The sequence below is a fragment of the Micromonospora sp. U56 genome, assembly GCF_018070095.1.
GTDB lineage: Bacteria > Actinomycetota > Actinomycetes > Mycobacteriales > Micromonosporaceae > Micromonospora > Micromonospora purpureochromogenes.
The window spans coordinates 1-14,516 of record NZ_JAGPYL010000084.1 but is presented as its reverse complement, the minus strand read 5'-3'; the positions used below and the strand labels follow the sequence as shown (position 1 = coordinate 14,516).

At 73.7% G+C, this 14,516-nt stretch carries 12 protein-coding genes and 1 pseudogene; 9 read left to right on the top strand and 4 right to left on the bottom strand.

The window, feature by feature from the left end:
• Nucleotides 1-3: 3 nt before the first annotated feature.
• Genes KBX37_RS24110 through KBX37_RS24100 form a run of 3 tightly spaced genes read right to left on the bottom strand, consistent with a single transcriptional unit; the run spans nt 4 to nt 3,117 of the window.
• A complete protein-coding gene (locus KBX37_RS24110) occupies nt 4-1,218 on the bottom strand; it encodes a DNA-processing protein DprA (RefSeq protein WP_210778189.1) in 1,215 nt (404 codons plus the stop codon).
• Nucleotides 1,215-2,735: a YifB family Mg chelatase-like AAA ATPase gene (locus KBX37_RS24105; protein WP_210778188.1), complete on the bottom strand. Its 1,521-nt coding sequence runs from the start codon at nt 2,733-2,735 to the stop codon at nt 1,215-1,217. The genes KBX37_RS24110 and KBX37_RS24105 overlap by 4 nt, the downstream gene beginning before the upstream one ends.
• Before the next feature lie 22 nt (nt 2,736-2,757).
• Entirely contained in the window at nt 2,758-3,117 is a 360-nt protein-coding gene (locus tag KBX37_RS24100) for a YraN family protein (RefSeq protein ID WP_210778187.1), read from the bottom strand.
• Nucleotides 3,118-3,294: 177 nt separating this feature from the next.
• On the opposite strand from KBX37_RS24100, the pseudogene KBX37_RS24095 reads away from it, so the two are divergent.
• The 8 genes and pseudogenes from KBX37_RS24095 to KBX37_RS24060 all read left to right on the top strand — a co-directional run bounded on the left by KBX37_RS24095 (nt 3,295) and on the right by KBX37_RS24060 (nt 12,167).
• Nucleotides 3,295-4,297 (top strand): annotated as a pseudogene (locus tag KBX37_RS24095) (hypothetical protein).
• Between the two features lie 387 nt (nt 4,298-4,684).
• Entirely contained in the window at nt 4,685-5,566 is an 882-nt protein-coding gene (rpsB, locus tag KBX37_RS24090) for a 30S ribosomal protein S2 (protein WP_210778185.1), read from the top strand.
• A 136-nt stretch (nt 5,567-5,702) separates the two neighbouring features.
• Nucleotides 5,703-6,530: a translation elongation factor Ts gene (gene tsf, locus KBX37_RS24085; RefSeq protein WP_210778184.1), complete on the top strand. Its 828-nt coding sequence runs from the start codon at nt 5,703-5,705 to the stop codon at nt 6,528-6,530.
• A 163-nt stretch (nt 6,531-6,693) separates the two neighbouring features.
• On the top strand, nt 6,694-7,461 hold the full coding sequence (pyrH, locus tag KBX37_RS24080) for a UMP kinase (protein ID WP_088963482.1): 768 nt from the start codon (nt 6,694-6,696) through the stop codon (nt 7,459-7,461).
• 84 nt (nt 7,462-7,545) lie between these two features.
• Complete coding sequence (gene frr / locus KBX37_RS24075; protein ID WP_210778183.1) at nt 7,546-8,103, top strand: ribosome recycling factor; 558 nt, start codon at nt 7,546-7,548, stop codon at nt 8,101-8,103.
• Nucleotides 8,104-8,533: 430 nt separating this feature from the next.
• On the top strand, nt 8,534-9,832 hold the full coding sequence (locus KBX37_RS24070; protein WP_210778203.1) for a phosphatidate cytidylyltransferase: 1,299 nt from the start codon (nt 8,534-8,536) through the stop codon (nt 9,830-9,832).
• A 104-nt stretch (nt 9,833-9,936) separates the two neighbouring features.
• Entirely contained in the window at nt 9,937-11,088 is a 1,152-nt protein-coding gene (gene rlmN, locus KBX37_RS24065; RefSeq protein ID WP_210778182.1) for a 23S rRNA (adenine(2503)-C(2))-methyltransferase RlmN, read from the top strand.
• Between the two features lie 20 nt (nt 11,089-11,108).
• The gene (locus tag KBX37_RS24060) at nt 11,109-12,167 is read left to right on the top strand and encodes a DivIVA domain-containing protein (protein WP_210778181.1); all 1,059 of its coding nucleotides are present in this window, start codon (nt 11,109-11,111) and stop codon (nt 12,165-12,167) included.
• A 129-nt stretch (nt 12,168-12,296) separates the two neighbouring features.
• Here KBX37_RS24060 and KBX37_RS24055 read toward each other — a convergent pair whose 3' ends face one another.
• Nucleotides 12,297-12,518, bottom strand: a complete 222-nt coding sequence (locus KBX37_RS24055; protein WP_210778180.1) for a DUF2631 domain-containing protein — start codon at nt 12,516-12,518, stop codon at nt 12,297-12,299.
• Between the two features lie 233 nt (nt 12,519-12,751).
• Here KBX37_RS24055 and KBX37_RS24050 point away from each other — a divergent pair, with 233 nt between their 5' ends.
• Nucleotides 12,752-14,332: a Rieske 2Fe-2S domain-containing protein gene (locus tag KBX37_RS24050; RefSeq protein WP_210778179.1), complete on the top strand. Its 1,581-nt coding sequence runs from the start codon at nt 12,752-12,754 to the stop codon at nt 14,330-14,332.
• The last annotated feature ends 184 nt before the right edge of the window (nt 14,333-14,516 follow it).

The window sequence follows — 14,516 nt, the reverse complement described above, 5'->3', positions numbered from 1 at the left end:
CGGTCAGCCTCTGGTCTCTCGCCCCGGGCCGGCGGGGGCGCGCGCCGACGTGACGGGCCGCGCCAGGGCGTACCCGCCGTCCCGGCGGAGCACCATCGCCAACTCCTCGAGCAGGGAGAGCTTCCGCATCGCCGTCCGTACGTCGACCCCGGCCCGCGCGGCGAGCGCGTCGAGCCCGACCACCCCACGCCGGGGCAGCGACTCCAGCACCATGGTCGCCTCGTCGTCGAGCAGGTCAGCCGGGCGCTCCGGCCCTCGTGCGGGCGGGGCCAGGTCCGTCCCGATCCGGCCGACCTCCTCCAGCACGTGCGGCACCCCGGTCACCAGCCGTGCGGCCGGCTGGTCCCGCAGCACCTCGTGCGCCCCGACCGACATCGCCGAGGTGACCGGGCCCGGCACCACCATCGCCCGCCGGCCCATCGCGATCGCCCGGTTCACCGTCTGGGTCGCGCCGCTGCGGGCCGCCGCCTCCACCAGCACCGTCCCCCGGGTGGCGGCGGCGATCACCCGGTTGCGGATCAGGAACCTCGGCCGCAGCGGGTCGGCGCCGGGCATCCACTCGCTCACCAGCAGCCCGGTGTCGGCGATCCGGTCGAACAGGGCGGCGTTGCCCATCGGGTAGGGCCGGTCGACGCCGCAGGCGAGCACGGCCACCGTCAGCCCGCCGGCGGTCAACGCGCCCCGGTGCGCCGCCGCGTCGATGCCGAACGCCCCGCCGGAGACCACCGTCCAGTCCCGCTCGGCCAGCCCGTACCCGATCTCGGTGGCGACGTGCAGGCCGTACCCGGTGGCGGCCCGCGCGCCGACCACCGCGACGGAGCGGTCCAGCGCCTCGCCGAGCGGCCAGCCGCCGCGTACCCAGAAGCAGAGCGGCGGGGCGGTCTCCAGGTCGACCCGCCGGCTCGTCCCGGAGAGCACCAGCCGGCGCAGGTCGTCGAGGCGGGCGGGCCACTCCTCGTCCTCCGGGGTGAGGACGCGGGCACCGATCCGCTCGGTGCGGGCGAGCGCGTCGGCGGCGACGGCGCGGGCGTCCTCGGCGGTCGTGCGCGCCGACACCGCCGTACGCAGACTCGCCTCCGGCGCGCCCCCGTCGAGCAGCAGGTCCAGCGCCGCCACCGGGCCGAGCTGCTCAACCAGCCGGTGCACCGACCGGGTGCCCGGCTCGGTGAGCCAGGTCAGCGCCACCCGGGCCAGCAGCCGCTCCTCGCTGGTGCTCATGCTCCCTCTCCCGTCCTGAGTTGGATGGCCTCCAGCACGTCCTCGCGCTGTGGCCTGGCCCGCCCGTCGAGGTCCGCGATGGTCCAGGCCAGCCGGATGATCCGGTCGAAGCCACGGGCCGAGACGGCCCCCGAGTCCAGCCGGCCGCGCAGTTCGGCGGTGTCCCGGGCGGGCAGCCGCCAGGGCTGCCGTCGCAGGTACGGGCCCGGGATCCCCGCGTTGAGCCCGCGGCCCACCGGAGCCCAGCGCACCGCCGCGGCCCGCCGGGCGGTGGCGACCCGGGCGGCCACGGTCGCCGAGGACTCGCTGGCCACGGCCGCCTCCATCAGCTCCGCCGCCCGCACCGGCAGCAGCTTCACCTGCACGTCGATCCGGTCCAGCAACGGCCCGGAGAGCCGGCCCAGGTACCGCCGCCGGGCCAGCGGACTGCACTCGCAGTACGCGTCGCCGGCCGGCTTCGCGCACGGACACGGATTGGCGGCCAGCACCAACTGGCTGCGGGCCGGGTACTCGGTGCCGCCCCCGCTGCGGGCCAGCTGGATCCGGCCGTGCTCCAGCGGTTGCCGCAGCGCCTCCAGTGCGCCCTTGCTGAACTCGGGCGCCTCGTCGAGGAAGAGCACACCGCGGTGGGCCAGCGAGACGGCCCCCGGCCGGGCCAGCCCGGACCCGCCGCCGACCAGGGCGGGGATGGTGGCCGTGTGGTGCGGGGCCTGGAACGGCGGCCGGCGCAGCAGCCGGCCGCCCGGCGGGAGCAGCCCGGCGATCGAGTGCAGGGCGGTGACCTCCAGCGCGGCGGCGTCGTCCAGCTCCGGCAGGATCGAGGGGAGCCGTTCGGCGAGCATGGTCTTGCCCGCGCCGGGCGGCCCCAGCAGGGCGAGATGGTGCCCGCCCGCGGCGGCGACCTCCAGCGCCCGGCGGCCCAGCGCCTGCCCCGCCACCTCGGCCAGATCCGGGCCGTCGACCGGGGGCTGCGCCGGCGTGGCGGGCGGCTCGATCAACGGGCTGCCGTCGCGCACGAAGCAGGCCAGGCGGTGCAGCGTGTCGACCGCCCGGACCCGGATCCCGGGGATGACCGCCGCCTCGGCGGCGTTCTCCACCGGCACGATCACCCGGTCCCGCCCGGCCCGGGCCGCGGCCGCCACCATCGGCAGGACCCCGCGCACCGGCCGGACCGTCCCGTCCAGGCCCAGTTCGCCGAGGATCACCACCCCGTCCAGCGGCACCAGGGGCAGCTCTCCGGAGCCGCCCAGCACCGCCGCCGCGATGGCCAGGTCGAAGGCGGAGCCGTACTTGGGCATCGTCGCGGGCAGCAGGTTGAGCGTGATCCGCCGGTTGGGCCAGCGCTGACCTGAGTTGACGATGGCGGCCCGCACCCGGTCGCGCGCCTCGTGCAGGGCGCTGTCGGGCAGCCCCGAGATGACCACCGCCGGCAGCCCGGCGGCCAGGTCGGCCTCCACCTCGACCAGGTGGCCGGTGACCCCGACCAGCCCCACGCTGAACACCTTGGCGTAGCTCACGCCAGCACCCCCGGCGTACGCATCAGAACGCTCCCTTGAGGTGCTCGACGCGGGCCGCGCCGGCGGCGGACAGCCGGACCGCCAGCACGTCGAAGCGCACCTCGTCGGCGTCGACCCCGCTCTCGGCCAGCCAGCGGGCGGCGAGCCCGCGCAACCGGCGGGCCTTGGCCGGCACGACCGCCTCGGCCGGGGTGCCGTAGTCGTCGGTGCGTCTGGTCTTCACCTCGCAGAAGGCGAGCACCTGGCCGTCCCAGGCGATGATGTCGATCTCTCCGTCCGGGCAGCGCCAGTTGCGGGCTACCGGCCGCAGCCCGGCCCCGATCAGGTGCCGGACGGCGCACCGCTCGCCGTACGCGCCGACCGCCTGGTTCCGCTTCGTCATGCCGGTCAGGGTGGTCCGGCCGGCGGCCGCGCCGGGCCTGCTGCGGCGGGCCTGTGGACGACGAGCCGGCCTGTGGACAGGCGGACGATCATGGGTGTCCCGTGCTAGGGGCCCGGCCGCCGCAGGCGGGGGAGGGCTCCGCCGCCGAAGAGCCCGGAGCTGTGCCGGGAGGGACGAATGGCGCCGGTGGGGTGGGTCGCATACGGTGCCGGACGTGGACGCACGACGGAGCTATCCCGAAGATCAGGAGTCGCGCTGGTACCCCGCCGGGCAGGAGCGCGGCTACGGCGAGCCGGACTGGCGTGGCCCGGGCGAGCCCCGCATCCGGGACGACGAGTACCCGACCCCAGAGCAGCGCGCCGCGGAGGAGGGCCGGTTCGCCGATCCGGGCGGCCCGGGACGGTACGGCCAGACCGGGCGTTACGGCACGGCGGATCCGCTCGGTGACTCCCGGGGCGAGCCCGAGGGATACCGCCCGACCCGCTCACGCCGTGCCGACGACCCCGACGTCTCCGGCGAGCTGCCGGGCGACCGCCCCGCCCGGCGGGCGGCCCGGGAGACCGCCGACCCCCTCACCACCACCGGCGCGGGTCCGCTGACCTCCGTCGACCGGCTCTCCACCACCGCGGCCGGGCCGCTGACCAGCGGTGTCGACCGACTCGGCGGACCCGGGTCGGCCGGCGTGGAGGCGGGGGAGCGGCCGGATCGGGTCCGATCCGCCCCGCTGGGCGGGTACCCGATCGTCGAGCCGACCCGTCCCGCCGAGCCGGCGCACCCGCTGGAGATGCCGACCGGCCCGATGCCCCCGGTCATGCCCCGCCTGGACGGCGCGGTGGGCCCCGAGGCGGGGTACCGTCCGGCCGGCGGGCCCTCCGACGGCGTCTACCGGACCCGGCGGCCGGCGCTGGCGGTGATCCTCGTCGTGCTGGTGCTGGTCTTCGAGCTTCCCGCGCTGCGGGTGCTGCTGCACGGCCTGACCGGCGACCCGGTCTCGACGTCGCACGTCGTCGTCGGCACCTTCCTCGTCACCGGGCTGCCGATCTTCGCCGCCGGCCTGTACGGGCTGCGCACCGGCGGCCTGGCGATGGCCGACGGGGCGCGGGGCTGGCTGCGCCCGCCGACCGCCTACCTGACCGTCGGGCTGGTGCTCTTCCTCGCCGCCGCGCTCGCCGCCGGCTGACCCGGGCGCTGCCGCGCTCGCCGCCGGCTGACCCGGGCGGGACGCCGCCGACCCGAGCCGGCCGGCGGCCGCCCTCCCGGGCCCGGGTCGGTGCGGTGCGGAGCAGGTGCCGGAGATCCCGGTCGGCGTGCCGCGTCCGAATTCGCCACCAGAGCATCGGACCGGCGGGTTGGCGCACCCGCCAGCTCGGCGGCGCCACCGGCGCGTACACTGGTCGACTGGCGACCGCCTCGCGCGGTCGACCTCGCGCGCCCTCTCCACGGTTCGTCGTGGGGCGGCGGCCTCCCTGGTCCCGATCTTGGTCGGGTCCGTCATGGCCGACGACCGGGCGCCAGGCGTCCGGCCGCCGGCCGGACGGGACAACCAGGGACAATAGGAGTACCCACCATGGCCGTCGTGACCATGCGTCAGCTGCTGGAGAGCGGTGTCCACTTCGGGCACCAGACCCGGCGCTGGAACCCGAAGATGAAGCGCTTCATCTTCACCGAGCGCAACGGTATCTACATCATCGACCTGCGCCAGACCCTCGACTACATCGAGAAGGCCTACGAGTTCGTGCGCGGGACCGTCGCCGAGGGTGGCAGCATCCTCTTCGTCGGCACCAAGAAGCAGGCCCAGGAGGCCATCTCCGAGCAGGCGACCCGGGTCGGCCAGCCGTACGTCAACCACCGCTGGCTCGGTGGCATGCTGACCAACTTCCAGACGGTGTACAAGCGCCTTCAGCGGATGAAGGAGCTGGAGGCCCTGGGTGACCTGACCGGCACCGCCGCGGGTTACACCAAGAAGGAGACCCTGCAGCTCTTCCGCGAGAAGACCAAGCTCACCAAGACCCTCGGTGGTCTGCGGGACATGCAGAAGCTCCCGGCCGCGATCTGGGTGGTCGACACCAAGAAGGAGCACATCGCCGTCGACGAGGCCCGCAAGCTGGGCATCCCGGTGATCGCGGTGCTGGACACCAACTGCGACCCGGACGAGGTCGACTTCCCGATCCCGGGCAACGACGACGCGATCCGCTCGGCCGAGCTGCTGACCAGGGTCGTGGCCGCCGCCGTCGCCGACGGTCTGATCGCTCGCTCCGGCCGCCGCCGGGGCACCGACGAGAAGCCCGAGCCGGGCCAGGTCGGCGCCGACGAGCCGCTGGCCGAGTGGGAGCGCGAGCTGCTCGAGGAGCCGAAGAAGGCCGACGAGCAGCCGGCGCAGCCGGCGCAGCCGGCTGAGCAGCCGGCCGAGAAGCCGGCCGAGCAGCCGGCGACCGCCGCCGCGGAGTGACCGCACCGCCGCTTCCCCACCGTCCGTTTTCACCGACGGTGGGGAGCGGCGGGTACGCCGGGCACATCCGGCCCGGATCCGGGTAACCGGCACCCAGACCATTCCACCCCGCAGTTCCGACATCGAAGAGAGAGCCATGTCCAACTTCACCGCCGCGGACGTCAAGAAGCTCCGCGACCTCACCGGCGCCGGCATGATGGACTCCAAGAAGGCGCTGACCGAGGCCGAGGGCGACTTCGACAAGGCCGTCGAGATCCTGCGTGTCAAGGGCGCCAAGGACGTGGGCAAGCGGGCCGGGCGCACCGCCGCCAACGGCCTGATCGCCCACTCCGGCAAGGCCCTGCTGGAGCTCAACTGCGAGACCGACTTCGTCGCCAAGAACGAGGCGTTCGTCGCCCTGGCCCAGCAGCTGGTCGAGCACGGCGAGCGCAGCGGCGTCAGCAACGCCGAGGGGCTGCTCGCCTCCGAGCTGGACGGCAAGACCGTCGCCGACCTGATCCAGGAGCAGTCCGCCAAGATCGGCGAGAAGCTGGTGCTCAACCGCTTCGCCAAGCTGGACGGCAACGTCGCGGTCTACCTGCACCGCAAGAGCCAGGACCTGCCGCCGGCCGTCGGCGTGCTGGTGGAGTACGCCGGCCAGACCGACGAGGCCGGTGACGCCGACGCGCGCGCCGCCGCCATGCAGATCGCCGCGATGCGGCCGAAGTACCTCACCCGGGACGAGGTGCCGGCCGAGGTCGTCGAGTCCGAGCGGCGCATCGCCGAGCAGACCGCCCGCGAGGAGAACAAGCCCGAGGCGGCGCTGGCGAAGATCGTCGAGGGTCGGGTCAACGCCTTCTTCAAGGACTACGTCCTGGTCGAGCAGGCGTCGGTGGCCGACAACAAGAAGACCGTGAAGCAGGTGCTGGCCGAGGCCGGCATCGAGGTGACCCGCTTCCTGCGGTTCGAGGTCGGCCAGGCCTGAGCCGCCGGATCGGGCGTGTGACGCGCCCGAGGGCAGGGAACGTCGACGAGGAGGCCGCCGGTGTACGTGACAGGCACCGCGGCCTCCTCGTCACATAGGGTCGGCAACGGCAGTTGCGCGGTACGCGGCGCGCAGGACGTGCGCGCGGGGAAGGGCGGGGCGGATGACGCAGGTTGTGAGTGACCGGAGCCTGGGAGCGGACGACCCGACGGCGCCGCCGCCCGGGCGGGCCCGCCGGGTGGTGCTGAAGCTCTCCGGCGAGGTCTTCGGCGGCGGGGCGATCGGCGTCGACCCGGACGTCGTCCAGGCCATCGCCCGGCAGATCGCCACCGTGGTCCGCCGCGGCGTGCAGGTCTCCGTGGTGGTCGGCGGCGGCAACTTCTTCCGCGGCGCCGAGCTGCAGAAGCGCGGCATGGACCGGGCCCGGGCCGACTACATGGGCATGCTCGGCACCGTGATGAACTGCCTCGCCCTCCAGGACTTCCTGGAGAAGGAGGGCATCGAGACCCGCGTGCAGAGCGCGATCACGATGGCCCAGGTCGCCGAGCCGTACATCCCGCTGCGCGCCATCCGGCACCTGGAGAAGGGCCGCGTGGTCATCTTCGGGGCGGGCGCCGGCATGCCGTACTTCTCCACCGACACCGTCGCCGCCCAGCGCGCGCTGGAGATCCGCGCCGACGTGGTGCTGATGAGCAAGAACGGCGTCGACGGCGTCTACACCGCCGACCCCCGGATCGACCCCTCCGCCAGCAAGTTCGACTCGATCACCTTCTCCGAGGTGCTGCGCCGCAACCTGCGGGTGGCCGACGCCGCCGCGTTCAGCCTCTGCATGGAGAACGGCCTGCCGATGCTGGTCTTCGGCGCCCAGGGCGACGACACGATCATTCGCGCCGTCGGCGGCGACAAGATCGGTACCCTGATCACCGCCTGAACTCCCCCGGCCGACCGTCTCGGCGGTCCTCCGACGGACAGCAGCAGAGCCCACCACGAGTAACAGAAGGAGGCGAGGAGACCGGTGATCGACGACACCCTCCTCGAGGCCGAAGAGAAGATGGACCGTGCCATCGAGCACGCCAAGGAAGAGTTCGGCGCCATCCGCACCGGCCGCGCCAACGCCGCCATGTTCTCCAAGGTCGTCATCGACTACTACGGCACCCCCACCCCGCTGCCCCAGATGGCCTCCATCGGGGTTCCCGAGCCGCGCATGGTGATCATCAAGCCGTACGACAACTCGCAGATCAACGCCATGGAGAAGGCGATCCGCGACTCCGACCTCGGCGTGAACCCGAACAACGAGGGCAACCAGCTGCGCATCCTGCTCCCCCAGATGACCGAGGAGCGCCGCCGCGAGATGATCAAGGTGGCCCGGCACAAGGGTGAGGAGGCCAAGGTGGCCATCCGCAACATCCGCCGCAAGGGCAAGGAAGAGCTGGACCGGCTCGTCAAGGACGGCGAGGTCGGCGAGGACGAGGGCCGTCGCGCCGAGAAGGAGCTCGACGACCTGACCCAGCGGTACGTCGCCAGCGTCGACGAGCTGGTCAAGCACAAGGAGACCGAGCTGCTCGAGGTGTAGCCGCCCGGACGGGACGTCCCGTCCGGACGCCTTCGAGGCCCGCCCCCCCCCGACGTCGGGGGGGGCGGGCCTCGCCTCGTCCAGCAGCGGGGGATCGGCACGCGCCGGGTCGTCCCGGTCCGGCTCCTCCCCTGGTACGCACCACCCGCACCACCTGCGCCGGAAGGGCCCGGCGGGCCGGCGTTCGGCGATCGCCCGGTGCCTGGTCGTACCGTGCCTGCGCCCGGCTGCCGGTGGCCGGCTGGCCTCGTCCGCCGCCCCCGGCCGCCCCGTGCAGTAGGCTCGGCACGATTCCCGGCCACCGCGCGGTGAACGGCGGGAATCGGCCGGCCGTCGGGCCGGTCAACCGGACGGAACAGTCACGCGTGTAGGGGATGGCCTTGGTCTTGCGGCATGTGGTGGAACTCGTACCGTTCCCGCTCGGTGCGTGATGTCCCACCCCGACCCCTACGGCGGCGCCGAGCCTCGCGGCTGGGACCGCCCCGAACGCCCGCCCGCGCTGCCCTGGCCGGAGCGTGACGTCGAGCCCACCGGCCCGTGGGACCGGCAGTCCGGCGCCGACCTGTACGCCGGGCCGCAGGCCCGCCCCCGGCCGACCGCCCGCCGGTACGACGAGCCCGCCCTCGACCCGTACGACGGGCACGGCGACCCGTACGACCGCCACGACGTCGACCGCTACGGGGCCTACGACGACGGGTACGACCGGCGCGGTCCCGGGCGCCCGCCGCGCGACGACGACATGCCCACCTCCTCGCTCCCGCCGGTGCGCGACGACGACGTGCCGACCTCCCAGTTCCCCCCGGTGCGGGAGGCCGCCGAGCCGGAGCGCGACCCGCAGCGGCCCCCGGGCCGGCGGCAGCCCGGCCGGCGCCGGGCCAGCGCGGACCGGCCGGCGACCGGGCAGCCGGCGCCCAGCCGGGCCGGCCGCAACCTGCCGGCCGCGATCGGGGTGGGCCTCGGGCTCGGCGCGCTGATCCTGATCCCGCTCTTCTTCTACCTGCCGGCGTTCCTCGCCGTGGTGGCCGGCGCGATCGGCGTGGGCATCTGGGAGATGGCCCGGGCGGTACGCCGCAGCGGCGCCCACCCGCCGCTGGTGCCGCTGATCGCCGGCGGCGTGCTGATGATCGGGCTGGCCTGGTACGCCGGGCCGGACGCGCTCAGCCTGGGTCTGCTGGTCACCGTGCTGGGCACGATGATCTGGCGGCTCGGCGACGGCCCGGGCGGCTTCCAGCGGGACCTCACCGCGGCCACCCTGATCGCGGTCTACGTGCCGTTCCTCGGCGGCTTCGCGGCGCTGCTCGCGGCGGCGCCCGACGACGGGCACCTGCGGGTGCTGGCGACCCTGGTCGCCGTGGTGCTCTCCGACACCGGCGGGTACGCGGCGGGGGTGTCCTTCGGCAAGCACCCGATGGCCCCCTCGATCAGCCCGAAGAAGTCCTGGGAGGGCTTCGCCGGGTCGGTCTCGGCGGCGGCGGTCGGCAGCGCCGGGCTGCTCTGGCTGCTCTTCGACCTGGCGCCGTGGTGGGGTGCGCTCTTCGGGGTCGCGGTCTCCGTCGCGGCGGTCCTCGGCGACCTCGGCGAGTCCATGATCAAGCGTGACCTGGGCGTGAAGGACATGAGCAACCTGCTGCCCGGGCACGGCGGCCTGATGGACCGGCTCGACTCGATCCTCTTCGCCGTCCCCACCGCGTACCTGCTGCTGGCGGTCTTCGTGCCGGTGGTGGGCTGAGGCATGAATCACGTCCGGCAGACCGTGTCCCCCGCCCGGTGGGGGTCGATTCGGCACCTCCGGACAGGTGTGTTCCCCGGTCGGCGTGACAGACTGGACCGGCCATGACGAGCCTGCCTGTGATCCCCGTAGACCCCGACGCCCCCGGGCGCCGGCCCGCGATGCCGCCCCGCCACCTCGCCGACCTGGACCTGCCGGGCCGGCAGGCGCTGGTGACCGAGCTGGGCGAGCCGGCCTTCCGTGCGAAGCAGGTCTCCAACCACTACTTCGGCCGGCTGGTGCGCGACCCGGAGCTGATGACCGACCTGCCGGCGGCCACCCGGGGGCGGCTGGCCGGGGCGCTGCTGCCGACCCTGCTCAACCCGGTCCGCGAGCTGGCCTGCGACGACGGCGCCACCCGCAAGGCGCTCTGGCGGCTGCACGACGGCTCGCTGGTGGAGAGCGTGCTGATGGGCTACCCGGACCGGGTCACCGTCTGCATCTCCAGCCAGGCCGGCTGCGGCATGGCGTGCCCGTTCTGCGCCACCGGCCAGGCCGGGCTGACCCGCAACCTGTCCACGGCCGAGATCGTCGACCAGGCGGTCTACCTCGCCGGCGTCGCGGCCTCGGGCGCGGTGGCCGGGTCGCCGCCGCGGCTGTCGCACGTCGTCTTCATGGGCATGGGCGAGCCGCTGGCGAACTACAACCGGGTGGTGGCGGCGATCCGTCGGCTGGTCGCGCCGGCCCCCGAGGGGCTGGGCCTGTCGCAGCGGCACATCACCGTTTCCACGGTCGGCCTGGTTCCGGCCATCCGCCGACTGGCCAGCGAAGACCTCTCAGTGACCCTTGCGCTGTCGCTGCACGCGCCCGATGATGATCTGCGCGACGAACTCGTGCCGGTCAACCAGCGCTGGAAGGTAGCCGAGGTGCTGGACGCAGCGTGGGACTACGTGGCCCGGACGGGGCGCCGCGTGTCGATCGAGTACGCGATGATCAAGGACGTGAACGACCAGCCGTGGCGGGCGGACCTGCTCGGGCGGCTGTTGGCCGGCAAGCTGGCCCACGTGAACCTCATCCCGCTCAACCCGACACCCGGCAGCCGGTGGGACGCGAGCGCGAAGCCGGTCGAGCGCGAGTTCGTCCGGCGACTCCGCGAGGCCGGGGTGTCCACGACGGTGCGGGACACCCGGGGGCGCGAGATCGACGGCGCGTGCGGGCAGTTGGCTGCCGCCGAGGACAGGGACACCGATGCGCCGCGCGGGCGTGACCGGGCGTAGCGACGAGACCAGGAGACATAGTGGCGAGTCAGGGTCAGCGTTTCCGGCGTAAGGCGCTCCGCCGGGGATACAAGGTCGACGAGGTGGACGCCTTCCTGGACCGGGTCGAGGCGACACTCGCCGGCCAGCCGGTCGGCGCGCCCGTGGCCTCCCAGGAGGTCCACGACGTCGTCTTCCGGGTCCGCTTCAACGGCTACGACGAGTGGCAGGTCGACCTGCACCTGGACCGGGTCGAGCGGCAGCTGGCCGAGCTGGAGGAGCGCGGCGGTCGCGGCGCCGACCCGCGGGGTGCCGACCGTCTCGGACCGCCGATGCGCGACGACCACCGCGGCCTGTCCCCGGTGCCGCAGCCGCTCCCGCCGCGTGCCATGCCGGCCCAGGCCGGCCCGCAGGGCTACGGCAACCGGTACGACGAGCCCACCGGCGCCTTCGCCGGCGGGTACGACGCCCCCCGGGGCGGCTACGACGCGCCGCGCGGTCCGGGTGGTCCCGGCCCGGGCGGGCCGATGGGTCCCGGTGGTCCGGGCGGCCCGGGCGGGCACGGCGGTCCGCCGCAGCGTGGCCTGCCCCCGGGTCCGGGTGGCTACGGCGCCCCGGAGGAGCCGCGGTTCGACGGTTTCGAGGCGGGCCGGCACGGCCGGGCCGACATGACCGCCGAGATCCGGATGCCGGAGCGGGACCAGCGCGACATGCGCGGGCGCGGCCCGGCCGGCCCGCCGATGCCGCAGCCGGCGCTCGGTGGCCCGCCGATGGGTGGCCCGCCGCCGATGGCCGGTCCGCCGGTGGGCGGCCCGCCGATGGTGGGCCCGCCGATGGCCGGTCCGCCCGGCAGCGACCTCTACCGGGTCGACCAGATCCGGCGCAGCTTCCAGGTGCGCCGCTTCGGCAGCGGATACGACCCGGACCAGGTGGACCGGTTCTTCGAGACGCTGCTCGGCGGCATGCAGGGCCGCAACCCGATGCCGGTGAACCCGAAGGACCTGGACACCCTGCGCTTCGGGCTGGTGCCGGGCGGCTACTTCGAGGCCGAGGTCGACGCCGCGCTCAAGGACGTGCAGGACATCCTCTTCGGCCGCTGACCGCGCGAGGGGGACCGCCGCGACGAGACAGCAGCGACGGGACCGGAGCGACGGGGACCGACGTGACGAAAGGGCCCACCCCGAGGGGGTGGGCCCTTCACGCGTTCGTGGTCCGGCGCGGCGGTCGGGTCAGGAGCGCAGGCCGTTGCGGCGCAGCACGGCGTCGCCGATGACGATCGCCAGCAGCAGCACGGCCAGGCCGACCAGCCAGATGTCCTCGACCCTGCCCTCGTGGTTGCCGCACAGCATCGCCAGCAGCGCCAACGCGGTGAGCACCGCGCCGATCCGTCCGGACCTGCGGTGCCCGGGCTTGTGCTGATCTGGCGCGGTTACCGGCTCGCTTCCTGCCACTGTCGGTCCTTCCCTCGCGATCGGATCTCCGGTTAGTCTGGCACGCCCCGCGGCGGGCCCGGCGCAGGGTCCGGCCTGATGGGGTACGCGGGCGGGGGAGCGCCGGGCGGACCGGGCCGATGGATCCCCACCACGGGGGCGCAACGCCTCTGGCGGCGTCGCGGGTCGGCGACCACACTGCCTCCGGTAGCGTTCTGACGTACACCTTGATTGTCGTTTTGAGGGGGACTGCGGTGCGAGTGACCGGTACGGGACATGCCAGCATGCGGATCGACACGGCCGCGGGCAGCATCCTGTGCGACCCGTGGGTCAATCCCGCCTACTTCGCCTCGTGGTTCCCCTTCCCGGACAACTCCCAGCTCGACTGGGCGGCGCTCGGCGACGTCGACTACCTGTACGTCTCGCACCTGCACCGGGACCACTTCGACGCCGCCCACCTCAAGCGGTACGTCTCCAAGGACGCCACCGTGCTCCTCCCCGAGTTCCCCACCTCGGAGATGGAGGACGAGCTGCGGGCGCTCGGCTTCACGAAGTTCCTCAAGGCCCCGAACGAGCAGGTCGTGGAGCTCGACGGCGGCCTGAAGATCATGATCCAGGCGCTGACCAGCCCGACCGACGGCCCGATCGGTGACTCCTCGCTCTGGGTGGAGTACGACGGGGTCCGGCTGCTCAACCAGAACGACGCCCGCCCGACCGATCTGAGCGTCTTCGCCGAGCTGGGCCACGTGCACGCGCACCTGCTCCAGTTCTCCGGCGCGATCTGGTACCCGATGGTCTACGAGCTGCCGCAGGCGGCCAAGACCGCGTTCGGCAAGCAGAAGCGCGACCGGCAGTTCGACCGCACCTGGCGCTACATCGACGATCTCAAGGCCGACCACGTCTTCCCGATCGCCGGCCCGCCGTGCTTCCTCGACGACGCGCTGTGGCAGTTCAACGACATCCACGGCGACGAGGGCAACATCTTCCCGGACCAGTCCGTCTTCCTCGCCGAGTACGCCAAGGTGGGCGGCACCAACGGCATCGTGCTGCTGCCGGGCAGCGTCGCCGAGGTGACCACGGAGGGCGCGAGCACCACCCATCCGGTGCCGGTGGCGGAGTTCTTCGCGAACAAGACCGCGCACCTGGAGGAGATGCGGGAGCGCAAGCGCCCGATCATCGAGGCGGAGAAGGCGTCCTGGCGGCACCCCGAGGTGGACGTGCTCGGCGAGATGAAGCGCCGCATCGAGCCGCTGCTGGACGAGTCGATCTACCTGGCCAAGGGGGTCGGCGGCCCGGTCCGCTTCGACCTGGTCGGCTACGACGGCGAGAGCGTCGAGTCGATCGTGGTGGACTTCCCGGGCAAGGAGGTCCGCCGGTACGCGGATGAGAAGGTGCGCTACCGGTTCCGTACCGAGCGGGCGCTGATCGAGCACCTGCTGCACATCGAAGAGGTGGACTGGGTCAACTCCCTCTTCCTCTCCTGCCGCTTCTCGGCGGCCCGGATCGGCCAGTACAACGAGTTCGTCTACGCCTTCTTCAAGTGCCTCTCCGAGGAGCGCCTCCAGTACGCCGAGGGCTGGTACGACGAGCACGAGCGGGCGGTCGACGCGGAGGACATCACCATCGGCGACTGGGTGGTGCAGCGCCGCTGCCCGCACCTGAAGGCCGACCTGAGCCGGTTCGGCATCGTCGACGGCGACCAGCTCACCTGCCAGCTGCACGGCTGGAAGTTCGACATGCCCAGCGGCCGCTGCCTGACCAGCGTCGGCCACAAGATCCGCGCGCACCGCGCCGACGAGCAGACCCCCGCCCCCGCCGGGGAGGCGCTCAGCTAGTGCGGTGTCCAATAACGTTCGCCGGGTTGGCTGCTGCCGGGTTTTGTCGTACCCGTGGGGTTGGGTGTGGTTGTGCCTCGTCGTCGGGATCCCACCGCGCCTCGGGTGGTGTATCGCACGGCTCGTGTAGCTCTGCGGGTGACGGCTGGGCAGCGGCGGCGGTGTTTCGGATTGCTGCGCTCGG

What these genes read in the sequence shown, in the direction of transcription:
- KBX37_RS24110 (WP_210778189.1), bottom strand. Translation starts at nt 1,218, where the DNA reads ATGAGCACCAGCGAGGAGCGGCTGCTGGCCCGGGTGGCGCTGACCTGG.
- KBX37_RS24100 (WP_210778187.1), bottom strand. Translation starts at nt 3,117, where the DNA reads ATGACGAAGCGGAACCAGGCGGTCGGCGCGTACGGCGAGCGGTGCGCC.
- rpsB (WP_210778185.1), top strand. Translation starts at nt 4,685, where the DNA reads ATGGCCGTCGTGACCATGCGTCAGCTGCTGGAGAGCGGTGTCCACTTC.
- tsf (WP_210778184.1), top strand. Translation starts at nt 5,703, where the DNA reads ATGTCCAACTTCACCGCCGCGGACGTCAAGAAGCTCCGCGACCTCACC.
- pyrH (WP_088963482.1), top strand. Translation starts at nt 6,694, where the DNA reads ATGACGCAGGTTGTGAGTGACCGGAGCCTGGGAGCGGACGACCCGACG.
- KBX37_RS24070 (WP_210778203.1), top strand. Translation starts at nt 8,534, where the DNA reads ATGTCCCACCCCGACCCCTACGGCGGCGCCGAGCCTCGCGGCTGGGAC.
- rlmN (WP_210778182.1), top strand. Translation starts at nt 9,937, where the DNA reads ATGACGAGCCTGCCTGTGATCCCCGTAGACCCCGACGCCCCCGGGCGC.